Raw genomic sequence first — 26,998 nt, 5'->3', positions numbered from 1 at the left:
TTGATTTAATAAAGAAGACTGAAGTGCCCTGTTTTTATTGAACCATCTTCAAAAACAACTTTGAACCAATAATCAGTTGACATCACTCTTAAGCCCCTACTATTAGTGCCATCCCATGAATCATCAATTCCATTTATAGTTTTAATTAATTGACCATATCGGTCGAAAATATAGAGCGTAAATTCTCTATTAGTAGACCCATTTAATTGCCAGAAATCATTAATATTATCGCTATTAGGAGTGAAAAATCTAGGATAATCTAATACAGAAAAAGTGGTCTCTAGAAATCCACAACCATTTATTTCTCTAACAAATAAATTATAATCCCCTCCTAATAATGAATCAAATGTCTCGTTTGATTGAAATTCAATACCATCTAAGGAATATTCAAACATTGCTGGAGAATCAATAATAATGGTTGCACTGTTGTTGCTGCTAAATTCGTTAACCTCAATTTGATAGTCAGTTATAGGTATAGCATCAATATTTGTGATAGTAATAGTTGCACTTGTCTCTACATCGCAAATAGCGCTGCTTACTGTATAGGTATATTGTTGAAAGGTATCTTCTGTAGGATTATAAATTGATGTTCCACTATTTAAATTAGGATTCCATTGCCCACCAATATCAGGATTTCCATCTATTAGGCTCAATAAGTCTATAGGAGGGCTTGTATTACAAATTTCCAAAGTTGTATTCATACCTGCATTGGGGACGGCAATAAATTCCACTTCAATAATTGAACTGCTTGTACACTGACCATTAGAAACGATATATTCATAACTACCTGCGATATCTTGGTCTGGGTCGAATATGTTGGTCCCACTAGATAAAGATGGACTCCAAATACCATTTATATCTGGATTACCAGTCATGGCATCAAAAAGATTAAAAGAATTATTATTCTGACATAACTCAATATAGCCATTATCTCCACTATTAACTCCAGGTAGTATACTCACCAATACATCACCATTTATTAAACCACATGGGCCATTTGTGCTTGTAAAGGAATAAGTCCCTTCGATATCAATTTGAGGGTCAAAAATATTGGTGCCACTAATTAAGTTTGGACTCCATTCTCCTTCATAATCAGTTATGTTTTCTGAAAAAACTGTTCTTAGGTCAAAACTTGACCCTGATGCACAAATTTGAATATCAACATCATTTAACGTCAGACCTTGCTCCCCATTAAATTCAACTGTTACTGCGGATGAATCGCTAAGGCAACCGTCTGTGTCATAAACGCTATAAGTATATACTCCTGGCATATCGGAACCGGGATTAAATGTATCTCCATTATTGGTCAAATTAGGAGACCAACTACCACCGGTATCCGGATTATAAAGTAGGCTGTCAAATAAGTTAAAAGGGGCTCCAGACTCGCATACGGAAATGCAATTATCTTCTCCAGCATAGCGTCTACCTGAAGTGCTACCCATATCAAAACTATATTTAGCCATAAATATCTCATTTGGACCATTTTCTAATAGTATGGTCGCATTTGGTTCACCATCACCCAATATCAGAGTATTCCTAAAATACCCTGTTACGTAAACCTCACCAACATTTCTAACATCAATGGCTGCGGCTTGTTCCCAATCATTAGAACCCGCTCGTGCAGCACCTAAGAATTGTCCTTTGTTATCATAGGTCGCGATAAACAAGTCACCTGCACCGTCATGTGGCAAGAAAGTTTCATTGCACTTGCCCTGATCTATGATAACCTCACCACCATAATATCCAGCTACGTATATATTCTCAATATTATCAACAGCTACTGCTACGCCTCTATCACCGCCAATACTTTTGATGGTCGAGTGCCACACATAATTTCCGCTTAAATCAAAAAGTATTGTGATAATTTCATCATCAGAAAAAGCCTCAACGCTTACACACTCTGTGAGATCGCTATCCCAGGCATAGGCCCCCGTATAAACTAAGCGGTCTGAACCTACAACCTTAATATCACCACTTATATCAGGACCTGTCTGTAAAAAAGGGCTTTTTGCCCACTGTAAAACACCATTCAAATTGTACTTTGCGATGAAAGCAGACTCGTTGACACCACTCAAGAAAGTTTCTTCTGGTAAAGATTCAGCAAATGTACAGGTGTAAAAAAAGTTTCCTGTGATATAAATATTTCCAGCGTCATCAATATCTAGATTTTTGGCTCCATCAGGATTTTCCCCACCCGCTTTCACAACCCATTGAAGACTACCATTGGAATCGTATTTGGCAAGGAAAATATCTAAACTCTGAGTTAATAATGTGGTTTCGTTTACTTCGCCTTCTCCGAAAGTAACATTGCCATTGACGGCACCTGTTAAATAAATATTGTTAGACGAATCTGTTTTTAATCCAGCGCCCCCTGGAGCATCATCATTTTCTCCTCCAAAAACTTTTGCCCACTGAAAATTACCATCTTCATCATATTTGGCAAAAAAAGCGTCTCGGTTGCCGGCTGGAGCGGCAAATGTTGTTTGAGCGGCAGTTCCGACTCCAAAAGTAATTTCACTACCGAAAAAACCAGCTATTAAAATGTTATTATTTGTATCTAGGGTAATTACATTACTAGCTACGCCACTATTATTTGCTTCAATTTGTTGTGCCCAAAGTAAATTACCAAATGCATCATACTTTGCAATAAAAGCTCCATTAACAGTTAAAATAGTCTCATTAATCTCACCTTCACCAAAAATAGAACCAGTAGATCCACTCGACATAATTCCGGTGATATAACTATTACCCAAATCATCTGAAACAATAGAATAACCTTGATCCAAGGTAGAATCGACCGAATCACTACCCGCTTTCTTTGCGAAAGACAATTCTTGGGCAAATAATGGAACAAAGTTTAAAATAAACAATGCGGAAAGGATAAAAGATGTTTTTAGCAGACTAGACAGGTTATTTACCATTTGGTTAGTTTGGTGGCAAAAAAAATAATTCCTAAGAGTTATTTTGAATAACGAATATTTTTAGCTAAAAATATAAGGGACAAAGAATTTTTCATAAACATGTGCTCAAAAAGCAATTGTCAAGATGAAGAACCTTAACAATTAAGTATTAAAGAATCTAATGAATACTCCAACATCGTAAGGTTTAAGACATATTCTGATTCTTTTAATAGTGGTGATTTCAAGAACGAATTTAGCAAAAGCGGTTACTTTAACTTAAATACGTTAGATTCAGATTGTACTTATTTAGGCAAACGATTCTTTATCGTTGCTATTTGCCCCATATGATTTGCTGAATGTTCCATGACATGGTACCAGATATATTGGTAGTTCAATCCGTCTTCTAAATTTGAGGCGAACCATTCATCATCTTTGGTTTTGAGTCCTGTCAAAGTTTTTGCACGGACTTCATCCCATAATTCTAAATAATAACTAATCGGTTTATCTTTGAGCATACTTTTGACGTCTTCATTAATTTCCCCTGCAACTCCATACCTAGCAAGCTCCTCCTCTGTCCAGTCTCGACCTTCCAATGTGGCTATTTGGTAATACGACTCCGTTGAGACCAGATGCATGACCAACGAGCCTATGCTATTCGCATCAGCATCATATAAGAAATCAGTTTGTGATTGATCTAAGTCTTTAACTTCTTCGGTAATACGTTCTTTTAAATCTTCTAACATATAGACCATTTGACCAATCTGCGGTGTATAACCCTCAACCGAGTTAAATTCGCCCTGCGCGTTCAACAATAGTATCGGCACTATAAGCATTAAAAAGCTGGCTTTTGTTTTCAAAGATTTCATAGCAACATATTTAAATGAATCTGTTCTCAGCGATAGCTATTCAAAGTTACCATTTCTTTCTTTTAATAATTTCTTAAATTTTTGACTTAAGAGCTAATAGCTTTGTTATGATAGGTTTAAGCTTTGACATATACCATATATCAAAAAGGATAAAATATTATATTTACTAGTATAACCACATACCAATGAACCACCAACCGACCTTTGACCAAAGCTTAAAAAAGCTACTAAAACTAGTTTTTGCCCTTGTTAATCTTGTTTTTATTGTCTCATGTGAATCTAAAGAGGAACCTAAACCCTTTTTAACGGGCTTGGGTATGGGCATTGAAAAAACAACACTGCAGGTAGACAATATTGAAGAAGCGATTACTTTTTATCGTGATTCTCTTGGCTTTTCTATTCGTGGGGAAGCATCGGAAGGGAACTTTGAAGGTTCTTTAACCATGGCCATTGGCATGGGCGATATGACCACCTTTGAGTTACTGGCTAAAAACGATACGCTAATAGCTGACAGTATAGCACCCATACTGAGAAATCAGACTCCAAATGGTATTCGCTTTTTTGCGCTTTCTAGTTCTTCGGTTGACTCCACCTTTGCAGGACTCTCATCCGTTGGCATGCAACTAGATTCCACTAAAGAATATCGACGTTCTTCAGCCCCAGCAGAGGGCTGGTCAAGGGATACGGGCGAGTCACAACGCAAGAGTCTCGATTTTGATGCTGAAGCCCCTCCGGCTTACTTACCTCGATTTATAGAAAGAATAGGCAGTAGTTATGTTAAAGCTAGAGAAGATTGGAAAAGTTACTACATATTTACTCGGATGTATGGTACACATCCTAATGGTGTTGTGGGTACTTCAGCCATAAAGGTTGCCGTACATCATCTTGATTCGATTGCCATGCAATATAATACTATGGGTTTTGAAATTCTTGAAGCCACCGATTCTATTGTCAGGTATTCGATTTTTAAGAATCAGGAGTTGCATTTGGTTTCTGCGGAACAAGACAAAGGCGCTAAAAACTATTTGGCCAACCGCACCGATGGAGTGTATGCCTTAGAGTTTGATGTGGCAGATATTGACTCTACATACCAATATTTTAAGACTGAACTACCTGAAACTGCTTATAGCAAAACCGCAGATCGATTAACTATTAACTCAGAACATGCTTTTGGCGTGCAATTAGAATTCGTTCAAGAACCGGAAAGTCAGGCTGTTTTTGCTAAAACCTATTCCTTTATGGGTGAAATGGATACGCTGGCCGTAAATCATGCAGCCAGTCTGTATAGTAAATATTGTGCCTTGTGCCATGGTGATGACCGTCAGGGTTATACTGCGGATCATGCCCCTTCATTACGCTCAAAATCCTTGCTGGGCACCAGTATGAATACTAATTTTTTACGCTATACCGTGCAATTTGGAAGGGCTAACACAGCAATGGGTGGCTACTTGGATAAACAAGGCGGTCCAATGGAATATATTGAAATTGAATTGTTACTAGCCTATTTGAACAAGATGGCAGAAGTGGAGAGTCCGATAGAACTTTCTAGAGAACCCATTGCTGGTGATATCACAAAAGGAGCGGGATTATACGAAGCAAAATGCGCTGTCTGCCATGGTAATAAAGGAGAAGGTATTACAGCTCCGGCCCTTGCAAACCCGATGCTACTGGCAACAGCAACCGATGATTTTCTTAGATATGCCATAGCAGAAGGAAGAGACGGTACTCCAATGTTAGCGTTTAAAGACTCACTTTCGGATAAAGACATTAATAATGTGACTGCTTTTCTTAGAAGCCGGGCCTCTGGTTGGGACAAACCTCAGGAACTGGATTCTATCAAAGTACCAGAGCCTGAAGAATATGTACTAAATCCGGATAGCATAGCTCCAGTTTTTAAGCTGCGTGAAAATAAGTTTGTGGCCGCCGAACAAGTTAATAAGGCATTCACAGAAGGGAAGCGCATGATTATACTTGACGCTCGTTCTGAAGTGGCTTGGCGACAAATGCACATTCCGGGAGCAGCCCCTGTGCCCTACTATTCAGAACCTGATGAGTTTATTGATGACATCCCTAACGATGGCACCCAGATAGTTATCTATTGCGCTTGTCCACATGCTGCCTCAGAACGTGTTTTGGCTACCCTAAGGCGTTATGGCTATAAAAATACTGCGATTATAGATGAAGGTATCTTGGTTTGGGCACAAATGGGATTCCCCGTTAGAAGTGGAAGTTGAAATAACCTTAGTAAAAACCTAAATCTATAAAATTCTACTCTTCAAGCAAACCTAGTACCATATGAGCAGAATTTAAAGCAGCTACTTCAACAAACTTTAAATAATCTGTTTGTGCTTTGGTATTTGCATTATCACTGCAACTACGAATAATGATATAGGGTAAATTTAGCATTGTACATATTTGAGCTACTGCTGCCCCTTCCATTTCCGTAGCTATAGCATTAAATTTTGTATTCAATTCTTTAGCTTTTAGCGTGTCACTTATAAAATTATCTCCGGTAGCAATGGTGCCAAAATAGAACTTGGGTAGCCTATTATTGAATGGCTTCAACTTTAATCGTGAAGAAACCTTTTCGCTCTTTTTAAATAAAACTGGGTCAACATCAAGATAAAGTGGGTTTCTATTGTTTTTTTCCTTTAAATTTCTTGTGGGCCAAATTTCGAATTCTCCATTTTTCAGTTTTCCAAAATCATATTGAATCAAATTATTTGAAATCACAATATCACCTGGTTTAATTTCAGGGTGCAAACCACCAGCCACTCCTGTAAAAATGAGACTCGTCACGTTAAAATTTTCTACTAAAATTGCAGTACAATAGGCAGCATTCACTTTACCTACTCCAGATTTGAATAGCACTACTCTTTTATTTTTAAGTTTTCCTGTAAAAAAAGTAACTCCGCTTTTTTGAATTTTCTTTTTGTTTTCTAACTCTGATTTTAGAAACTCAATCTCTTTATCCATAGCACCCATAATAGCTACTCGCTGCCCTTGTGCCATGTAAATAACAAAAAAGAAGGCTAGAACTATGCTTTGTTTTAAAGCCATAAGAAAAGAAGTGAAAAGGCATTGATGATGAGCAATACAGGATTAATCTCCGACTTTTTACCCACAAAGAATTTCAAGAGTGTGTAACTCAAAAACCCAAAAATGATTCCCGTAGTAATACTATAGGTCAATGGCATGAGAATCATAGTAAAAAATACAGGAATTGCCTCATCGGGTAAACTCCAATCGATTTTAGTTAAGGGTTTCATCATAAAATAACCTACTAACACCAAAGCAATAGAGCTTGCGATACTAGGCACAATAGACAATAAAGGAGAGAAAAACAAAAAGGGTAAAAACAACAGGCCTGCAGTTATAGCAGTAAGTCCCGTTTTACCTCCTTCTCTTATTCCCACAGCTGATTCAATATAAGTAGTACCTGAACTGGTACCTACCAAACCTGAAAAAATTGTGGTCAGTGCATCAACAAAAAGTGATTTCTTTAAGTTTTTAGGATTACCATCAGCATCTTTATAATCTGAGGCCTCTGAAAGCCCGACCATAGTAGAAAGACTATCAAACAAATCGGTAAAGGCAAAAACAAAAATTATAGGAAGAAATGAAAACTGCAAGGAGTCAACTAAATTCACCTTCAAAAACGTGCTAAAATCTGGCATAGAAAATATACCTGAATAGTTTACAAGCGTTGGTAATTCTGAACTCATTGCTGCTCCTTCTCCCCACCACCTTCCAATAGGCCAGGCTATAATAGTAGTGAAAAGAATGCCTAAAATCATTGCTCCAGGTACTTTTCTAGCTATTAAAACAGCGGTAAGACCTAATCCAATTAAAAACGTCAAACAGATGGGGTTTTTAAGGGAAGCCATACCCACTAAAGTTGCGGAATCATCAATGATGAAGCCCGCATTTTGAAATCCAATAAAACAAATGAAAAGACCTATACCAGCGGCAATAGCATAACGCAATGAATGTGGAATTGACTGTACAATTTTATCTCGTATTTTTAAAATGCTCAAAATCAGAAAAAGTATTCCTGACCAAAAAACTGCGCCTAGCGCTGTTTCATAACTCAGACCTAAGCCTAGAACAGCAGTGTAGGTAAAGAATGCGTTAAGCCCCATTCCTGGTGCAATTACGAATGGATTTTTAGCATAAACACCCATTAAAACGCTACCGAAGGCACATACAAGTACGGTTGATGTTACTGCCGCCGAAAATGGCATTCCAGTGTCAGAAAGAATAGCAGGGTTTACAATTACAATATAAAAAGTGGCGAGAAAAGAGCTCAGCCCTGCTAAAATTTCAGTTCGTATTAATTTATTTTTTGTTTTCAAGACCCTCTAAAATAGCACTAAGTGATTAATTTTAAGTACTATTCGCCTAATTTTTAAGTGTTATTATAAAATCAAAACTAGGATCCTTTGATTTTAATAATTAAATATAAAATCACGCATTTTTTTACCAAATCAAACTTTACCCTTAAATCAGAATCGATAACTTGTTTATCGATTTATTAACAGGCATCTAATGACTAAGCTTGACATATAAATTTGATTAATGAATGATTCTTATTATATTCATAACCAACGCTCGGTTACTATATGAATGGTTTTGATTTACAATATCTAATAACTGTAGTATTCATTGCTATTTTTGGTGTCTTTGGAATTTACCACTTTGTCTCCTATTTAATTTTAAGACATAAATTACTAGGTTATTATTGTATTCTGATAATTGGTATTACGCTTCATTGGAGTTGGTACTTATTTCCTTTAGATTTTATTGAGGAGGTTGCAAGTAAAGCATCGCTCATTACCGCAATGATTACAACATATGGCTTTGTTTTGTTCACTATTAATTATTTAAATATTAATAAAAGCAATCATCCTAGATTAACTAGGTGCTATACCCTTATAAAATATAGTGCAGTTTTGATTCCGACGCTATATATTTTGAATGTTTTGACATTCAAGATTGACTGGCTCACTAATTCACTTGTTATGCTTGCGGCAATTACGGCCGCGCTGTCTACTTTTTTAAATATATTTTCAGGGGTACATTTATTTAAAGAAGAAAAATTCAATAAGTACTATTTGTATTCTTACACCCCGCTCCTACTTGCTGCAATAATTTATATAAGCGCATGGTTTTTGAAAAATAGTAATTTGGTGGTTCCTCAATTAGTATTATTAACTACATCAATATTAATTACTCTACAATTAATCTTATACTCCATCTTAATGGGATTTAAGTTTAAAGCTATTGAAGATGAAAACATAAGAACCCAGATTGAAACCAATAAAATTCTTACCCTCGAAGTGGATAAGCAGACCAAAAATCTGCAAACAGCAAAAGGAGAGTTAGAAATTAAAAATCAAGAACTCGAAACGATTAATGGCATTAAAAACAAATTGTTCTCTTTGCTTACTCATGATGTTAGAGGACCTTTAAATAACATTACTGAACTAGTACAAATTATTGAAGACCAATTAAATACTAGTGAGTTACAGGGAATAACAAAGAAGTTGAAAAATAAAATCAACGATAGAGTTTCTATGGTAAATGCCCTATTAGAATGGTCGTATAATCAGCTTGAAGGAATACAACTAAATAAAACGAGTTGTGATATTAAAGAAATGTTTGATTCCATAGCACAGGAATTTGAGCAAATAGCAGAGGATAAAGAGGTGACTCTAGTGTTTGAAATTTCTCATCCAAATCTCGTTATTGATGAAAACATGTTCAAAGCCATTTTACGTAATTTGACTTCTAATGCTATTAAATTCAGTAAAAAAGGCGGTAAAGTCATCCTTTCTTCTCGAAAGGATTCAGACCATATTGAAATTGGTGTGCAAGATTTTGGAGTGGGTATGAATACAGCATGGTATGAAAATCTTAAAAACGGTAGTATGCCCAAGACAAAAGTAGGCACCAATGGAGAACAAGGAACCGGTTTTGGATTACTAATTACAAAGGATTTTGTAGAAATGAATGGTGGTGAAATGATATGTAAAAGCGAACTAAACCAAGGAACCCAGTTTATGTTACGCTTTTAAACTTTCAATATCGACATTAAGAAGTTTATTCTAAATCCTACTTTTCAAGGCCTCCAATTATTTATTATTTTTAAAAATATTAGGCATTCCATAAAGATTGACAATACTTATTTCGTTAATCAAGGTTAAGAAAAACCCTTTTTTTAAAGGAATTAACTTTAAAACTTAGGAAGACTATTATTTATAAATTGTTGCTGTTGCCACATCATTTGTTGTTGCCATTGCCAATGCCAATTCCAATTATTATAGTTGGGTCTTGAAAAAGTTTTATAAAACTGTCGATGTTCAAAACTTATGGGCAATAAAAAGGTGCATTGCGCATTCTTATCTTCAAACCTTATATTTTTAAAACGCATAGGAAAACGGCCATCAGATTTTAAAGCAGATTCGCAGAACGGTTTTATTAATTTTTGCAAGGCTTCATTATTAGAATCTAAGATTTCATAGCTTATAACTCTTCCCTTAAAATCGGTATTAATTTGGAGCAACATGGTTCCCTCAAGGTCAGTAGAAACTACTGAGTTATTGTATCCTGAACTACTTTCAAAAAATGTTCTTAATCTAGTACTGAGGTTATCCAGGTTAATAGGTTCCGTGTAATTTGAATAAAGATACGTTGTCTCAGTATCAGTCAGTTTTTGAGCCATCTCCATGTTTTTTTTGTCGAATTCATATCGAATTGACTGCCCCTTATGCTCCACAGTCGAAGAAATGCTAGCATAGGTATTAATGGGTTCATCTCCTATTAATGATCCTTTTCTTCGCATAACATCAGATTTACCTTCTTCCCTCTCAAATTTGAAATAATCAAATGCCAAGAATAATTCTTCATCTCGATAACGCTTTGACCTTATCAAATCACCATGATTATAAGTACGTTTCATCTTAATTGCCCCAGTCTCATAAACTGTAAGTGTATCATGTCTTTTTAATGGATGTAAAGAAGAATAATTGAGTTCATACATTTTTTGTCCTTGGTCATCATGTATAGTTACCGAAAAAATACTATCAACTATTTTTGTCACTTTACCGCTAAATAGGGCTAATTCTGGTTTTTTAACCTCTCTCCATAGTTTATCATAAAAAATACGTGTGCCTTCTTTATAGTGCCGGTAGTATTCCTCAATTTTTAATGTATTTAGAAATTCTTCAATGGTCAACTCTTGTTCAGAATTAAGCCTATTTATCTTATCGTAAAATCCAAAAAGAACCTCAATTTTCTTTGGATCTTCTACGTTTAAGTCTAATTCTTCCCAATATTCACCTTCTGATTTTTTCAAATGAAGAATTTTCTTTTTGACAGCATATCCATTTTTAAGTTTATAGTACATGGCATAATCTGCTTTTTCAGAGTCTCCAAGATATTGTAAAATAGTGGGTTCATAAATTGGCTTGTCTTTTAATGAAATCTTACTAGTAACAAAAAATGAATCTGTTTTAGTAGTATAATAGTCTAATTCATCAGCGTCTATTTTAACCGATTCAACAAAAAGATTATTCTTAACCCTAATTTTATTTTCTTTTTGAAGTCTTATGAGGGCAGGGATACCATTTTCACTACCCTTCATAAAATAAACACCCTTTTCGTAAGCGTTTTCACTACCCTCAAAGAAAAAGTTCAGCCCACCATATTCATCGTTTAAAAAGGTATCATAATTACCATAAACAATTTCACCATTTGGAGTATGTGTATATTGAAGCTGTGCAGCGGCAAAGCTAGAAATCATGAAAAAAAATATTAATTGGATGTGATTCATATCAGCGGATGTAGTTGGTCGTAAAAATAAGTCGCCTAATTTTCTTCAGCAGCATTTTAAGTGAACAATTTTACTAGAAGAAACTTAGCAAGTAAATTTATAAATTTCTCAAATTGTAAAAAATCTCTAAAGAAATAGTTATTAAAGAGAATAAGGTATCTTGCATTTAAATGGCAATAACAACATTTAGGAAGTTACTATTGTTTTTGCTAGTCTTTTAGAATTAAGAATTACAATGGAGAAAAGTCCATCTGTCTGCGAAGAGCAGGTTTACAATCAAATTTATAAAACTCATGCAGAAAGTCTTCGTAACTATCTGTATTATAAATTTGGTGATATGCAACGTGCCGAAGATATTGTTCAAGATTCCTTCATAAAACTTTGGTCTAAATGCAGTTCCGTTATTTATGAAAAAGTAGCTGGTTTCTTATATAAAATTTCTAGAAACCTTATGATAGACAATATCCGTTCTAACAGGGTGGCATTAAAATTTGAAAAGAGTCTAATACCTATTCAAGATAATGAAGACCCCTATTTTCATTTAAGAACCAAAGAATTTCGTGAAAAAATAGAAGAAACCATCTCAAGTTTACCAGAAAAACAACGAGAGGCTTTTTTAATGAATAGAATTGATAAATTAACCTACAAAGAAATCGCTTTACGCTTAGAGGTTAGTGAAACGGCTATTGAAAAACGTATTGCAAAAGCTTTAATCAAATTAAAAACAATTACAGAAATAAAAAAATATTCAATTTAGAGGGTTGGGTAAATGATTTATTAAACGTAGTACTATTGTGAGCAAGTATTTGAAAAATAAAAATTTTATTGCCCGTTGGATGGACGGACGCCTAAATACAGAGGAACAAGAAAGCATAGAAAAATCTGGTGAACTTGACGCACTCAAAACTGTTATTGATGATATTGATACTTGGAAAGTAAAACCTTTTGATGTTGAAGCAGGCCTAGCAGAATTGCAAAAGAAAAAAAGCGGGGTAATACCTTTAAGGAAAGCCAAAAAAACTCATTGGATGAAATATGCCGCAACCGCACTAATACTTATCTCTTGCGGACTATTCTGGTATTTATCAGGCTCTAATGAAATACTAGAAAATACCAGAATTGCAGAAAAGAATACGATTGAATTACCTAACGGTTCAATAGTGGAAATTGATGCTGCATCAAGCATTAGTTATTATAAAAAAGATTGGGAAAATAGTAGGGAGTTGGTACTTAATGGACAAGCGTTTTTTGATGTTACAAAAGGGAAACCTTTTGTGGTCAGCACTACAACAGCAAAAGTAGCCGTTTTGGGCACCCAGTTTAACATAAAAACAAATGGAGATTTATTCTCAGTTTATTGTTATGAGGGCAAAATAGAGGTTTCATATAAAAACCAAGTTCAAATAATTACAGAAGGTCAAAGTATTGAATTGATGAATGATGAACTTATAAAATCAAATCATCAAAATGACGCACCTGATTGGATTCAAGGATTTAGCACTTATGATAAAACTCCCCTACGCTATGTTATCTCTGATATGCAGCGTTATTTTGAAGTGGAAATAGCTTTGCCTGAAAAATACGAACAACTACAATTTACAGGTACTATGACCCACGATACTTTAAATAGTGCGTTGAGTACAGTATTCACAACCATGGAAATAAATTATACCCTTGAAAATAATAAGGTTATTTTTTATTAATATGCACTCTCCAATCGTGGCAACAATAACAAACCCAAAGGTGCGATTACAAATTTTTAGATCTTATGTGCTTTTTTTGACTTTATGTCTCTCCTTTATGGGTGTGGCGCAGGCACAAGATGTTGAAAAAAACGAAAAATTTGCCGATCGCTTAGAACGACTTAAAGAAAGATTCGGAGTAGATTTTTCTTATAATTATTCCGTTTTAGGGCAAATTGAAATTCCAAAATCATCTGACTGCACTACTTTAGAAACTTGTCTTAAGGAGCTAAATGAATTCATACCAATAACGTTTGAGGCCAGTAGTACTTCTAATTATATGGTGCTTCCTATTAGAAATGATTTAAAATTCACCATAATTGATGCCATTACCGATGAAGCAATTAATGGTATCAATGTTCAAATTAATAATGGTATTGAAAGGTATTATTACCCTAAAAAAGAAGGATATGTACTCGAGAATATTTTCGCTTTAGATTCAATTCATATTCATGCTCCCTATTACAAAAGCGTTCACATTAAGGCGTCGGACCTCCAGCAAATGAAGGGTCCTTTGAAATTTGAACAAGAAATGATTCATCTAGATGAAGTTGAAATTATTGATTATCTAACTCGAGGAATTGATTCAAAAATTAGTGATAATAGCATTCAAGTTGATATGAATTCGCTAGGGCTACTCGCTGGAGAAACAGATGGTGATATTTTTAATGTTATCAAAAACATTCCTGGGGTACATTCGCCTAGCGGAAAACCTGGAAGTCTTAATTTTCGTGGAAGCACTTTTGATCAATCGTTAATTCAAATTGATGATATTCCTATTTATCACAACGGGCATTTTTTTGGTGCACTTTCTCCATACAATCCTTTGTTTATTGATAAGATTGAAATACAAAGGAATACCTTATCTGCAAAATGGGGAGGTCGTGTAGGCGGTTTAATTAATATGACTACAAGTAGTATCATAGCAGATTCAACCTCATATGCATTTCAAGCGAACTCCGTTTATGCGGGGGCAACGATAAAAATCCCTGTGGTTAAAGATAAATTAGCTTTTTATTTTGCAGGGAGATCCAACTACCCGGGTATTAATTCGCCAAAACTAACGGCGTTTTCAAATCTTAATTTTCAAGGTAGCCGTTTAGAAGTTATCGCTGATGATGTAAATAGTGAAAAATTTGAGGTTGGCTTTTATGATATCAACTCAAAACTGATTTATGATATTAACAACAATCATAAAGCCACCGTTAGCTATATCAATATTCAGAATAGTTTATTTGCAACATTAAAGGACTCAGATAGTAAGCAAGAAGATTTTAGAGATTTAGATTTAGACAACTGGGGAGTTACAGCCAAATGGGAAGGTAAATTTTCAGAACGATTCACAGCCCAAGCTAGATTTAGTAAATCTTCATTAACTATTGATAATACAAGTGAGGGCTTTTTGGAGACTGAAAGAAATAGTTTTGAAAAGTACACCAATACCATTGATGATACTCGTTTTATTGTTGAGGCAGACTTTGAAGTAAATACGACCACAAAACTTGAAACTGGTTACACCTTAACCGACTATGAACTTGGATTTGATGAGCGTAATGATCAAAATAGTGTCAACAATCGAAGAGATCAAAATGCCACTGTACACAGTGCTTTCTTTTCTTTAAATAAAAACTGGGGTGATAAGGTAACCGCTAATATTGGACTTCATAGTGATTACTATAATCCCAATCAGAGACTTTATGCCGATCCTAGAATTATGGTCAATTTTAGATTTAACGAATCACTTTTCTTTAAAACATCTGCAGGTCGTTCTCATCAATTCATCCAAAAAAAATTAAGAGATGATTTTGATGATTTTAATAATAACAGTCAGTTTTGGTTTTTACCGGATAGAACCACTGCCGTATTAGAGGGTTATCAGGCAATGGTTGGTGTACTATATGAGAAATCAGGTTGGTTACTGGATACAGAATTTTATCTAAGAAATACAGATAAAATCACGCTACAAGATAACACTGAAATGCTTCAAACAGGAGAATTAAAAACATTAGGTGTAGACCTTTTTATCAAAAAAAAATGGCATAATATAGAAACCATATTCAGCTATTCTCTTAGCAGTATAAATACCAATTATGGGGAAACCTCTCCGGTATATTTTGATCAGCGACATATTTTGAATTTTACTGGACTTTGGCATTTAGACCCTTTCAATTTTGCTTTTACCTGGGGTTATTTTTCAGGAATGCCCGTGGTGATTCCTGATTTTGATGAAGGAAACGATTCCTTGGCAGATCTGGAGTTGTTAAATTCCGAACGTTTTCCTAATCAACATCAATTAGACATATCGGCCACCTATTCATTTTCTAATGAAGCCAACACTTGGAAAGGTATTGTAGGACTCTCTTTTATCAATCTTTACAATCAAGATAATATCGTCAACTTATTTCAAAATGCACCTTCACCAAATAGCCCTTATCGCAAGGCTATAACCTTCTCTCCGAATGTGCAACTCAGTATCTTTTTTTAAAAAGCCTTGTTTTAGTGTAGCTTATTATTCGTTACAACCTTAGCTTTTAAAGGCATTCATAAACAATTTTCATTTTTCTCAAACTAAAGGGTTGGGTAAACCGTATGCCATATCGTATTAAGATAAAGGAACGATAAGTAAATAACTTTTTACTTAAACATTAACCCTCGAAAAATTAAAAATTATGAAAAACACCTATTTAAAACATGTTTATATGATTGCCCTTTCGGCTCTACTTTTTCAAGCTTGTGCTACCGATGAATTAGAAGCTTTAGAATTGGAGGAAACAGAAACAGCAGCTACTGAGGCCGACGAAACAAATGACGAAGCAGCTAGAAATAATCAAAATGGAACTGTTGAACCTTTTGAAGATACTGCCGGACTCATTTTAGGTTGGAATGAGTTGTGGTTAGAATTAGATCAACATACTGTTGGTATGAGACCGAATATTGTTACAAGATCTTTGGCTTACATACATTTAGCAGGTTATGAGACCGCCGTTCCGTTTATGAGTGGTTATTCGTCTAATACGGAAAGAATAAACAATTTCAACCTAAATGAGAATGCCTTTGAAGACAATGTAAACTTAGACCTAGCACTACATACTGCATACGCCATAGCAATAGATCATTTTATGTTTAGCCTTGAACCTGGAGAAAGACAAGCCATATCCAATTTTCAAAATAATCATGAAAATGAGTTAGAAGATGGCCTTTCAGAACAGGAAATTGAAAACTCTGAACGTTGGGGAAGACATGTTGCACAACGAGTCATAAATTATAGTCAAACAGATCAAGCTGCTGAAGAGCAAATTGTAAATCAAACTCCGGATGACTATATAGCTCCTGAGGGAATAGGCTTATGGACAGCAGCAGCTAATGAAGATGCTTGGTTCCCTTACTGGAGAGAAGTTAGAACATTTGCTATAAGTCCTAATCAAACAAGCAGTGTAGATTTTGACGCTGCCTTAAGTTATAGCACAAATCCTTCAAGTGAATACTATGAACAGATGTTTGAGGTTTACGAGATAACTATAGGAGCGGCAACAGGCGCCAGTGAAGATTTATGGGTTGCAGAGTTTTGGGCGGATGATGTAGAAGGTTTAATGATTAGCCCACCCGGCAGACAACTCTCTATAGCTAATCAATTAATAGAACGAAATGAGCTTGATTTTGACCAGGCTCTGGAATTACTTCTACGTTTGGGCTTTGCTTTAAATGACGCCGCTGTTTCTGCTTGGGACGATAAATACACTTATAACATCGAGAGACCAAGTAACTATATAAGAGAATATATTGATGAAGATTTTACCACTAATTTATCGAGATTTATTGATGGAGTGAATCCTGCATTCCCAAGCTATCCATCTGGTCATGCAACATTTGCAGGAGTCTCAGCAGGTGTTTTCATTTCCTTTTTTGGTACAGATAATATTGATTTCACGGATACTACCTATTCGAATTTTGGAAACACTCCTTTCAACGGTGCTCCAAGAAGTTTTTCTTCATTTACTGAAATGGCCCGTGAAAATGCCTATTCAAGAGTTCCACTAGGAGTGCATATTGAACAAGATGCCATAGAGGGATTACGTCTTGGCTATGAAATCTCAGATGCTGTAAATAATATTACACTTGGTCCCGACCTATAAAGTTTTGGTTTAAACCTTAATCGTGTTGTTTAAAATTGTTGTAAAAAGCTTCTCAAAATATGCGAAGCTTTTTACTTCATAAAACACATTATCAAATCTTAACCCTTCAAAGTATATGACACACAATTACTTTTTAATCTTTTGTAAATCAATTTAAATCGTTCGTAAATGAAAAAGTATTTTGTACCCCTTTGTGTTTTATTTTCTCTATTAAATTCTTGTAGTAATGATGATTATGTTGAAATTTTGACTGATGAAGACTTAGCTCAAGAAGATAATACGATTGTTGAATCAGCCTTTTTAAACCTACCTGCTACCCCTTTTAATTATGCCGATATCGTAATTCCAGATTTTTTCCTTGACAATGATGTTCAAGATGAAGACAATACGCCAAATAATAATACAGTAACAGATAATGGTGCAACGCTGGGGAGGGTACTATTTTATGATACCAAGCTATCATTAAATAATACCATTTCGTGTGCCTCATGTCATATTCAAGAAAATGGGTTTTCAGACCCAGATCAGTTCAGTACTGGTTTCGACGGTGCCTTGACCGAAAGAAATTCCATGGGATTGGCCAATGCAAGATTCTATGAAAACGGGAGATTCTTTTGGGACGAAAGAGCCGTAACACTCGAAGACCAAACATTAATGCCTATTCAAGATCTTGTTGAAATGGGAATGACCTTACCTGAGCTGGAATCTAAATTAGCACAAGAAGACTACTACTCCACCCTATTTTCCAATGCTTTCGGAGATAATGAAGTGACCAGTCAAAGGATTGCTTTAGCCCTTTCACAGTTTATTCGTTCTATGGTTTCCTTTGAATCTAAATTTGATGAAGGCTTAGCAGAAACTCAAGATATAGAGGATAATTTTACCAATTTTACTGCTTCGGAGAATAGAGGTAAACAGCTTTTTTTGAGTAATCAGACCCGTTGCTTTGATTGTCACGACACCAATGTATTTGTAGGCGATAATGCAAGAAACAATGGTCTTGATGCTGTAATTACAGATTTAGGTGTTGGAGGTATAACCGGAAACAATAATGAATTAGGTGAATTTAAAGTCCCGTCTTTACGCAATATTGCCTTGACGGCCCCATATATGCATGATGGACGATTTGAGACTTTAGAAGAAGTTATTGAGCATTATAATAGTGGAGTGCAAAACAATCCGAATTTAGATAACAGGTTGACACAAGGAAATAACGTCCGTCGTTTAAACTTATCTGAAGCCAATAAACAAGCTTTAATTGACTTTTTAAATACCCTAACAGATGAGTCCTTTATTTCAGATGAAAAGTATGCCAATCCGTTTATTCCATAAATCTAAAGCCCATAATACTAGAGTTACCAAATGCTGGTTTAAGAAGAAAAGTGATTTTTTATAGGTAATCCAAATAATGTTGTAATTTTTACCTTTTAAATAAATTCATAGTGCGAAAACTCTTCATAAGCTTACCCATAATTGTATTTTTTATTGTCTCTTGTCAAACGGATATAAAATCTGAAAAACCAGTTTGGCATACAAAGAAATGGGTTGTAGAAAATAAAATTCACAACCAACTAACAAGTACGGAAAAAGAACTAGGCTGGACTCTTCTTTTTGACGGTAAAAGTCTAAATGGATGGCACTTATACCAGAAATCAGATTCCACTCAATTTTCGGGATGGACAGTCAAAAATGGAACACTTTTTTGCGACGCGACCAATGAAACTAAGGTTTTTGGTGATTTAACAACTGACAAAGTATTCGAAAATTATGAACTTGTTTTTGATTGGAAAATGGATATCCGCGGCAACGGAGGAGTTTTCATTAATGTACAGGAAACTCCCGAATACAACGCTACCTACAATACTGGGCCAGAATTCCAATTATTAGATTCTAATCATTCAGATACTAACACACCTTTGAAAAAAGCAGGTTGTTTATGGGGGGTCTCTCCTCAATTAAATGAAGTCGATGTGAATAATTCTGGTCAATGGAATACCTCTAAAATCATACAGCAAAATGGAAAAATTGAATTTTACCTTAATGGAAAAATAACTGCTAAAGAAGACTTTACCTCAGAAGAGTGGAAAAACAAAGTTGCCATATCACGATTTAAGGATAATACCGGTTTTGCTCAAGCAATTAAGGGAAAAATTGCACTTCAAAATTGGTACTTCAATTCTTGGTTTCGAAATATGAAAATTCGAGAGCTTTAAGGAAAAAAAATGAAAATTAATATCATCCTTAGTTTTCGATAGCTAAAACCTCTAATTTATATCCAATGCTATGAATATTTGTGATTTTAATAGTGGTGTCACTAGCTAGTTTTTTACGCAGCTTAGAAATATAAGTATCTAAACTTCTTCCCACAATAACCCCATTATCTTCCCATATTTTCTTGGTTAAAAGCTCTCGACTAATCACTTGGTTCGGCTGTGCAATAAGCAATGAAAGTATTTCACACTCTTTTTTAGTAAGAGCAAATTCTTCTGTTTCTTTTACTAATTTGTTTTCATTAGGGTAAAACTTAAAGCTTCCAATACGATTAAAAGATTCCGTTTGGAAATTTAAATTTTTGCTCTTCCTTTTCTTTGAAAACATTAAAGCTGTTATAACTAATGGTATAATAAGCAGAAACCATAAACCTCCCCCCGGTTTGGGTTTTGTAGCACCTAAAAGCCTTATTTCAAACATATAACAGTCAGAAGGTAGTGCTCTGCCCGCACAAGGAATTAAAGTTTTTTCCTCTTCTTTATGCATCTCATAGCTGTAGGCAACTTTTTGATCTTCGCACTGTAAAACTTGAACAATGTATTGAGAGGGCAACTGTCCTTTCTGAAAACTTTCTTTTACTGTATTTACAATGGCATTTGGCTCAAAAGAATGATTGTCCTTAAAACGTAGGAGGTATTTTGATTCTGAAATTTTTTCAACGGGTAAAATTAATGAAGTGCTATCACCTTGCGAAAGCAATAGTCGATTCCCTGCTTCTCTTACGCCAATTTTAATACGTTCATCAGCTATGCTTTCTTCTTCATTTAAAGGATTACAGCTTATAAAGCAAAAAAGAACTACAAAAAAATATGTGTACTTAGTCACATGATTCATAGTCGCAAAGAACAGCTTATTTAGGAACTTTTCACAACCGTTGACACTTCTTTTACATTCTTTTGACATATTCAACATCAAGCTCGAATTAGTTTTATCCTCAAATTATAACACATATGAAAAATATATTATTTACCCTTGGGATGATTATAAGCACTGTTATTACTGTAAATCCACAAAAACAAATACCTAAAGTTTTTAGTGAAACTTATGACCTGGATATTGTAAAGAGTAATATCGCCTGGAAAGGAAGCTACTTATTTCAATTTTCAGAACATACCGGTATTGTAAATTTTAAAAGCGGGGAGCTTTATACCAATAAAGATGAAATTACCGGTGGTTCTTTTGTTGTTGACATGACCAGTATTACAAATGAACAATACCAAAAGAACCCAGATAATGGTCCTGTAGAACATCTAAAAAATGGTGATTTTTTTGATGTTTCTGTTTACCCTGAAGCCCATTTAGAACTATCAAAAGTGACGTATTATAAGGAAGATAATGAGCATAGATTTGAAGGAAGATTGACTATCAAGGGCATCACTAATACGATTATGATTAGAGCATTCGCTGATGCTGAAACAAGATCGATAAAAACTAAATTTAAAATTGATAGGAAAGACTGGGGTATTACCTATGACAGTAAATATAAAGATAGCGCAATTTCTGATGCAATTGAGTTTGATGTTTTCTTACAATTTAAATAATAAGCATGAGAACAAACTGTTTAAGTCTAATTGTGTTTTGTATTCTTTGTTTTTCTTATGCCCAAGAGGCAAAACACAAATCATTACTAAAAACCACAAATTGGGGATCTGAATTTTTTGATTTTCCAATAAAATTTGCACCTACCATACCGTATAAGGGCTATGAAGAAGCTGTCTTTCCAAAAGGCTGGTCTAATAAAGAAAGTATTGAATTCTGGTCTTATGCATTTGCTTGGAAAATAGAAAAAACAATAGACCTGTCGCCTCAAGACTTGGAATTACAATTAGAGGCCTACTTCGATGGATTAATGAATATTAAAAACATTAAAAATGGTGTTAGTATTCTACCTACAAAAGTGTCTTTCAAATCACCAATTAATAATTTAAATAATGAATTTCTTGGAGCTGTCTATTTATATGAAGGCAGGTATAATAAGCAAATGATGCTACTTTATACAAAGGTAAGTCTGCTTTATTGTGAAAATAAAACTAGACTAATACTTCTGTTTAAGTTTTCCCCTATGGATTTTAATTCGCTAATTTGGGAAGTGTTAGATGACATTACCGTACTAAATGACCATTGTGAATGAACTTGCTGAAAAACCCCATTTTTACTTTAAAGAGCAGCTGTTCAATAATAGTTTTGCCCTACCTGTTGTCTCCATAACTATGAGATTGCATGCAGGGCAATTTTAGGTTTTCATTTTTAACTTATATAATTAAAATTTACCACTATTTACGTTTTCTTCAGGTACGGGTTCTACATTATCCCAATGTTCAACTACTTTACCATTCTCAACTCTAAAAACATCTACTTGAGCGTAGTCTTGGTTTAATTTACCATCGTTCCAATTTGCTTTAGATAAGGTTGCGACAAAGTTACCCTGCCCAACACAAAGTACTATCTCTTGATAGGTCAATGGTGGGTTAGGCAGGCTAGCCAATTTCTGAAAATGAGCTAGACCGTCTCCCACTTCTTTATTATGCTGAAGATATTTTTCCTCAGATATGTAGTTGGATAAATTTGCAGGATTACCGCCTTTCATTAAACCATCTTTAATAAGATTGCGAACAAGCTCTTTATTTTCCTCTGTTTTATCTAAATCAGTTAACTCAGTTGCTCCATCAACGGAACTTCTTCCAGAAGGATTTGATTCTGAATACTCACCGATAACATCCCAGTGTTCAATGATTTTATCATTTTGGTCTGTATCAAAAAAGTCGGTAGTCACCCATTTTGCTTCACCATCATTAAGACTTTGAAAAGCATGAATAAATACATATTGTTTATCAACTAATCCTCTTACGATTTGGATATCTCTTTTTGGATTACGAGCAATAAACGGTTCGAAGAATTCTACAAAACCTTCAACGCCATCGCGAACCCCTGTACTATGTTGAGTATAACGATTCCCGGTATATTTTGTAACTGCTTCTCTGGCTTTACCATCTCTAATTCCTTCCAAGTAAAGCCTTTTTGCATTTTCTAATTTTTGACTCATAACTTAAAATATTTTTCTAATTACTGTTGTTTTTATTTGTTCTTAATCTGATGAATTTTTCTTTAATAAATGGTATTCGTATTATAAAACCAACTCCAACTATTGTAGCATAAATAGTCCAGGTCTTTTCTAAGATAGCTACATGAACTAAGGTTAGAAAAATAGCGACATATGAAAAGCTTTGTAATTTTTTCCAGTTCTTTTTTAGCATTTTCATAGACTTTCTATTAGAAGTAAATAACAAAGGAATTAAAATTAAAACGGCTATAAACCCAGCTATATAATTGAATTGAGTAAAGGTTTCTAACATACCTGCGGCCCATATGAATATAATAAAGTGAAGTAAACTCCAGACGGCAGTTGCAATCCCCATCGCTTGTCGGACATACAGGTTGGTGACTCCAAAAAGAATAAAAAATGGGGTACATGTTAAAACTGCAGTCATCCATCGAATGGCGAATTCACCAGTAATGTGATAAAGCATTTCTAAAGTGTCACTATTACTGGCAGCTTGATTCTCAATTAACGTTAATTTTAATGTCCCTTCAATAACACTAATACTGACCATACTAGATAATATAAGTAAAGGTAAACTAGCCAAAATTACAACTAACACCCAGCCATAATTCTTCTTGATTAAATTCATTTTTATATTTACTTTTTCCGAATTAAAACTACTTTCCCATTATGACTAGTTCTCAAGTCATATTTAGCGGTTTGTGCAACTGTTTTTAAAAAAACTTGAGTGTCATTCATGTCGGCATTATCAACATAAACAATTGTTTTGTTGTGGAAAGTATGCTCTAACATATTAAACAATGGCAAATAGAGGTCTTTCCAACCATCAAGCACTAGTAAATCTGTTGGTTCGCTATAATTTTTTAAAGTTTCTAAAGCATCGCCAATTCTAAGGTCTATAAGTTCAGAAACACCAGCTTTAGCGAAATTCTCGGTCGCTCTCTTTGCTTTAGAAGGAACCAATTCTGTGGTGATAATATTTCCTTCAGTCTCAATGACTCCTTGAGCAAGATAAAGTGTAGAAATACCAAAAGAAGTTCCGAATTCTACAATATTTTTAAATCCGTTTTCTGTAATTAATTGTCGTAATTCTACTCCTTGTTCTTGAGAAATAGAAAGATAGACATCTTTAAAATCTGTAGGTTGTAAAGGTCGAAAAACGCTCTTTGCGATACCTTTAATCATTTTAATGTGATCGCCTTTTGCGTCGTCAAATAATTCGTTTAAAATGTTCTCAATTTGTGTATGTTTTGTTATCGTATTCATTCGTTTTTTAAGATTAAAAAAGGAATACCAATATCATTGCTATTCCTTTTAAGATTTAATAGTTCTGAAATCTTATGCTTTGACTTTAGTAAAAGCAATTATTTCTATTAGACACATAACCCCACCAAAAATGGCTATTGGCATATTGTCTGCAACGAAATTGTTCATAAAATCTACGCCGTCGCTAACAATCCTCAGCAATAAAACTAATTTTATCATTGCAGCATTATTTTTAATTAGCGAGAAAATAGTTACTACCGCTGTTGCAACATTTCTAGAGAGAAAAAGACCTAGAGGTCCTGCCAATGATAATGCTCCAGCTGCCGGAAGTGCTTCCCAAGTCCCTAATAAGGCCTCAGGCATGAAATAACCAGATATACAAGCCCCTACAGTGATTACTACTGTTATCCATAGGTAAATGATTATCCATTTTGGTATCGAATTCGTTGATGTCGTCATTGTTATCTATTTAAAGGTTAGTAATTAAAATTTTCCGTTATCATTTTTCCATTCTGTTTTAGGGGGAATAGCTGCAATTACATCCCAATGCTCTACTATTTTGCCATCTTCTAATCGGAAAAGATCATAAAAAGCTGTTGCTTCTCCTTTACCGAATTTTCCTTCGCTCATACTAAGTACAAAATTCCCTTGACCTAGAACTTTATGAAGTTTAGTATACTCCATAACCAAACCATTTTCAGCAAAATATTGCATTGCAGCACCAAAACCATCTAAACCATCAGCAACTGCAGGGTTATGTTGTATGTATTTTTCTGTACTAATGTATGTAGTAAGCTTGTCCATTTCGTGGCCTAAAAGTACCTTCTCAATAAATTCAGTAATGGTATTTTTATTTGCCTCAGTTTTATCTAAATCTGTTAAGGCAGTGGCACCATCAAACTGTGTTCTTCCGCTAGGATTATTAGGTTGAACAGATAGCAAATTATCCCAATGTTCAACAATTTGGCCTTCCTCAAAACGAAAAACATCAAAGCCTGCTTTAGGTCCAAAAAAGTCGTACTCGGTATGAGTAAATACATAATCACCATCTTCAAAAGCACGAATAACATTGGCTTTAAATCCTTCAGGTGGAGCATGTTGCATTACTTCACCAAAGCCAGCAAGACCATCTCCTACTCCTAAGTTATGCTGAATATATTTTGTGGGATTTATATAAGAAATTGGTGTTTGATCACCAGTATTAAAACTATTTAATAAAGAGACTACTTTTTCTTTCTTAGATAAGTTCATATATGTTGAGTTTAAAGAGTTAAGCATTGTTGTTCGTAGCATGTAAATTGAAGATGGATTCATCATCCCCATAAATTCTTTGGAGATTTCATTATCCATAAAAGGTTGTAAAGCTTTATCAGAATTGGTTTTATTATCCCAATAAACTGCAACAATTTGCTCCCCAGCTTCATTTACGCCAGTAATACGCTGTAAAAAGCCCTCTTTAGGTGCTGATACCTTTACCCCTACTTTTTGATTTACTTTATTGAATTTTGTCATATCAACTCCGTCATTAGTTTCAAATGACATGGTCTCAACAAAGGAGCTACTGCTGGCATCAAAGGAGTCGTTGATGGTATATCTATTCATTTTCATAGAAGACCCTTCAATCATACCTGCATAATCGGCAACTGATGCATCATTCATAAACTTATCCATAGATGCTTTTGCATCTTCAATGGACTTCCAATAAACTAAAACTACATAGTCTCCCTGCCCATTAACCGAACTTTGTCTTTTTATAAAACCTGGTTGCTTATTAGTGAAAGTGGATTCAACTTCGGCATCTAGGGCGTTAAAGGTTAAGGAATTTGCTGTCGTTTTTAATCTAAAAGTTGTTACCTCTAATACAGATGGAGGAATTGGTTCTGTGCAACTTGATACTACAAGAGCAATAATTGCTAATACTGTTAATGGATGTTTCATATCGTTGTTTTTTGTTTACGTCACAAAATTCAACAAATACTACTGTGAGCTAATTATCAAATAATAACGAAAAATGGTAAAAGTCTAACCTTCTTATAAAGTTTTTCTAAATTGAAGTGGTGTTAGCTCCGTATTCTTCTTGAAGAACTTTATCATATTCGCAGGCTCTTCGAAACCAGTTTTATAACTAATCTCTTTTATTGATAAAGAGGTGGAGACTAAATATCGCTTGATTTCTACAATAACAAAATCATCAATAAAAGCTTTGACCGTTTTACCGGTTAATTTTTTAACGATATCATTTAGGAATTTATAGGATATAAATAACTTAGAAGCATACTCTCTTGAATTTCTTGTAGTTACATAGTCATTTTGAAGCATATTTTTAAAAGTGCTAAACTTATTTAACCAGTCCGCTTTGATAGTGCTAATTGACTTTGTTTCCTTTGCTCTTTCTGCTTTTAATAACAAAACATGAAGAAGGGCATGCAACATGTCATGTTTAAGAAAACTATTAGGAAAATTGTATTCATAATACAGCTTATGCGCTACACCAATAAAATTATCCTCTCCAATATCCTCTTGATGAATTATAGGTGATTCTAAATGGTAATTATATAACCTATTAAGATTTATATTCTTGGAAGAAAAGTAATTTTGTTCAAAAAAATGACCATTTAAGATGATACAAACACCTTCAGCATTTTTCATACTTTCAGTAAAATGATGAACTTGATTTTTAGCTATAAACAACACACTCCCCTCACTTAAATTGTAAAACTGAAAATCAACATAGTGTGAATACGAGCCTTTAGTTACTACAACTATAAAATAAAATTCAATCTTATGAGCAGCGAATGGATTGTGATCTTCAATTGAGCTAAGCTTTGCATAAGTATCAGACAAAGTCATTACTTCAACATCTAATTTAGAAGATGATTTGAATGCTATTTTTGGTAAAGAATTCGTCATACTCTAAATTGATTC

22 protein-coding genes are annotated in these 26,998 nt (G+C 34.5%); 10 read left to right on the top strand and 12 right to left on the bottom strand.

Going from position 1 to position 26,998, the window contains the following annotated elements; all coding sequences use genetic code 11:
- Window positions 1-5: 5 nt before the first annotated feature.
- Together RM542_RS07860 and RM542_RS07855 are read right to left on the bottom strand one after the other, a co-directional pair.
- Window positions 6-2,921: a T9SS type B sorting domain-containing protein gene (locus tag RM542_RS07860; RefSeq protein WP_311385189.1), complete on the bottom strand. Its 2,916-nt coding sequence runs from the start codon at window positions 2,919-2,921 to the stop codon at window positions 6-8.
- A gap of 281 nt (window positions 2,922-3,202) precedes the next feature.
- Window positions 3,203-3,766, bottom strand: a complete 564-nt coding sequence (locus tag RM542_RS07855) for a DinB family protein (RefSeq protein ID WP_311385188.1) — start codon at window positions 3,764-3,766, stop codon at window positions 3,203-3,205.
- 185 nt (window positions 3,767-3,951) lie between these two features.
- Between RM542_RS07855 and RM542_RS07850 the strand changes: the two genes are divergently transcribed.
- Complete coding sequence (locus RM542_RS07850; RefSeq protein ID WP_311385187.1) at window positions 3,952-6,000, top strand: c-type cytochrome; 2,049 nt, start codon at window positions 3,952-3,954, stop codon at window positions 5,998-6,000.
- A gap of 34 nt (window positions 6,001-6,034) precedes the next feature.
- Here the strand turns inward: RM542_RS07850 and RM542_RS07845 are convergent, their stop codons facing one another.
- The gene (locus RM542_RS07845) at window positions 6,035-6,826 is read right to left on the bottom strand and encodes a 5'-methylthioadenosine/adenosylhomocysteine nucleosidase (RefSeq protein ID WP_311385186.1); all 792 of its coding nucleotides are present in this window, start codon (window positions 6,824-6,826) and stop codon (window positions 6,035-6,037) included.
- A complete protein-coding gene (locus tag RM542_RS07840; protein WP_311385185.1) occupies window positions 6,817-8,121 on the bottom strand; it encodes an NCS2 family permease in 1,305 nt (434 codons plus the stop codon). The genes RM542_RS07845 and RM542_RS07840 overlap by 10 nt, the downstream gene beginning before the upstream one ends.
- A 267-nt stretch (window positions 8,122-8,388) precedes the next feature.
- Between RM542_RS07840 and RM542_RS07835 the strand changes: the two genes are divergently transcribed.
- Window positions 8,389-9,843: a sensor histidine kinase gene (locus RM542_RS07835; protein WP_311385184.1), complete on the top strand. Its 1,455-nt coding sequence runs from the start codon at window positions 8,389-8,391 to the stop codon at window positions 9,841-9,843.
- 158 nt (window positions 9,844-10,001) lie between these two features.
- On the opposite strand, the gene RM542_RS07830 is transcribed toward RM542_RS07835, so the two are convergent.
- Window positions 10,002-11,570 carry a hypothetical protein gene (locus RM542_RS07830; RefSeq protein ID WP_311385183.1) on the bottom strand — a complete coding sequence of 523 codons (1,569 nt, stop codon included), beginning with the start codon at window positions 11,568-11,570 and terminating at the stop codon, window positions 10,002-10,004.
- 265 nt (window positions 11,571-11,835) lie between these two features.
- Here RM542_RS07830 and RM542_RS07825 point away from each other — a divergent pair, with 265 nt between their 5' ends.
- The 6 genes from RM542_RS07825 to RM542_RS07800 all read left to right on the top strand — a co-directional run bounded on the left by RM542_RS07825 (window position 11,836) and on the right by RM542_RS07800 (window position 19,688).
- A complete protein-coding gene (locus tag RM542_RS07825) occupies window positions 11,836-12,357 on the top strand; it encodes an RNA polymerase sigma factor (RefSeq protein WP_311385182.1) in 522 nt (173 codons plus the stop codon).
- 79 nt (window positions 12,358-12,436) lie between these two features.
- Complete coding sequence (locus RM542_RS07820) at window positions 12,437-13,303, top strand: FecR family protein (protein ID WP_311385181.1); 867 nt, start codon at window positions 12,437-12,439, stop codon at window positions 13,301-13,303.
- Between the two features lie 16 nt (window positions 13,304-13,319).
- On the top strand, window positions 13,320-15,827 hold the full coding sequence (locus RM542_RS07815; protein ID WP_311385180.1) for a TonB-dependent receptor plug domain-containing protein: 2,508 nt from the start codon (window positions 13,320-13,322) through the stop codon (window positions 15,825-15,827).
- 184 nt (window positions 15,828-16,011) lie between these two features.
- The gene (locus tag RM542_RS07810) at window positions 16,012-17,475 is read left to right on the top strand and encodes a vanadium-dependent haloperoxidase (protein WP_311385179.1); all 1,464 of its coding nucleotides are present in this window, start codon (window positions 16,012-16,014) and stop codon (window positions 17,473-17,475) included.
- Between the two features lie 168 nt (window positions 17,476-17,643).
- Complete coding sequence (locus tag RM542_RS07805) at window positions 17,644-18,807, top strand: cytochrome c peroxidase (RefSeq protein WP_311385178.1); 1,164 nt, start codon at window positions 17,644-17,646, stop codon at window positions 18,805-18,807.
- A gap of 110 nt (window positions 18,808-18,917) precedes the next feature.
- Window positions 18,918-19,688, top strand: coding sequence for a DUF1080 domain-containing protein (locus RM542_RS07800; protein ID WP_311385177.1), 771 nt, complete (start codon window positions 18,918-18,920; stop codon window positions 19,686-19,688).
- A 28-nt stretch (window positions 19,689-19,716) separates the two neighbouring features.
- Here RM542_RS07800 and RM542_RS07795 read toward each other — a convergent pair whose 3' ends face one another.
- A complete protein-coding gene (locus RM542_RS07795) occupies window positions 19,717-20,571 on the bottom strand; it encodes a winged helix-turn-helix domain-containing protein (RefSeq protein WP_311385176.1) in 855 nt (284 codons plus the stop codon).
- Between the two features lie 125 nt (window positions 20,572-20,696).
- Between RM542_RS07795 and RM542_RS07790 the strand changes: the two genes are divergently transcribed.
- Together RM542_RS07790 and RM542_RS07785 are read left to right on the top strand one after the other, a co-directional pair.
- The gene (locus RM542_RS07790) at window positions 20,697-21,287 is read left to right on the top strand and encodes a YceI family protein (RefSeq protein ID WP_311385175.1); all 591 of its coding nucleotides are present in this window, start codon (window positions 20,697-20,699) and stop codon (window positions 21,285-21,287) included.
- A 5-nt stretch (window positions 21,288-21,292) separates the two neighbouring features.
- Entirely contained in the window at window positions 21,293-21,877 is a 585-nt protein-coding gene (locus RM542_RS07785) for a hypothetical protein (RefSeq protein WP_311385174.1), read from the top strand.
- Window positions 21,878-22,006: 129 nt separating this feature from the next.
- Here RM542_RS07785 and RM542_RS07780 read toward each other — a convergent pair whose 3' ends face one another.
- The 6 genes from RM542_RS07780 to RM542_RS07755 all read right to left on the bottom strand — a co-directional run bounded on the left by RM542_RS07780 (window position 22,007) and on the right by RM542_RS07755 (window position 26,983).
- The gene (locus tag RM542_RS07780; protein WP_311385173.1) at window positions 22,007-22,789 is read right to left on the bottom strand and encodes a hypothetical protein; all 783 of its coding nucleotides are present in this window, start codon (window positions 22,787-22,789) and stop codon (window positions 22,007-22,009) included.
- A 16-nt stretch (window positions 22,790-22,805) separates the two neighbouring features.
- The gene (locus RM542_RS07775; RefSeq protein WP_311385172.1) at window positions 22,806-23,435 is read right to left on the bottom strand and encodes a ferric reductase-like transmembrane domain-containing protein; all 630 of its coding nucleotides are present in this window, start codon (window positions 23,433-23,435) and stop codon (window positions 22,806-22,808) included.
- Window positions 23,436-23,443: 8 nt separating this feature from the next.
- Window positions 23,444-24,073 carry a class I SAM-dependent methyltransferase gene (locus RM542_RS07770; protein ID WP_311385171.1) on the bottom strand — a complete coding sequence of 210 codons (630 nt, stop codon included), beginning with the start codon at window positions 24,071-24,073 and terminating at the stop codon, window positions 23,444-23,446.
- Window positions 24,074-24,145: 72 nt separating this feature from the next.
- On the bottom strand, window positions 24,146-24,532 hold the full coding sequence (locus RM542_RS07765; RefSeq protein WP_311385170.1) for a hypothetical protein: 387 nt from the start codon (window positions 24,530-24,532) through the stop codon (window positions 24,146-24,148).
- 24 nt (window positions 24,533-24,556) lie between these two features.
- Window positions 24,557-26,011, bottom strand: a complete 1,455-nt coding sequence (locus RM542_RS07760; RefSeq protein ID WP_311385169.1) for a nuclear transport factor 2 family protein — start codon at window positions 26,009-26,011, stop codon at window positions 24,557-24,559.
- A gap of 93 nt (window positions 26,012-26,104) precedes the next feature.
- Complete coding sequence (locus RM542_RS07755) at window positions 26,105-26,983, bottom strand: helix-turn-helix transcriptional regulator (RefSeq protein ID WP_311385168.1); 879 nt, start codon at window positions 26,981-26,983, stop codon at window positions 26,105-26,107.
- Window positions 26,984-26,998 lie beyond the last annotated feature (15 nt).

Source organism: Croceitalea sp. P059, assembly GCF_031846365.1.
Classification (GTDB): domain Bacteria; phylum Bacteroidota; class Bacteroidia; order Flavobacteriales; family Flavobacteriaceae; genus Croceitalea; species Croceitalea vernalis.
The sequence above is the reverse complement of the archived record's forward strand: the minus strand, read 5'-3'. Positions and strand labels throughout refer to the sequence as shown.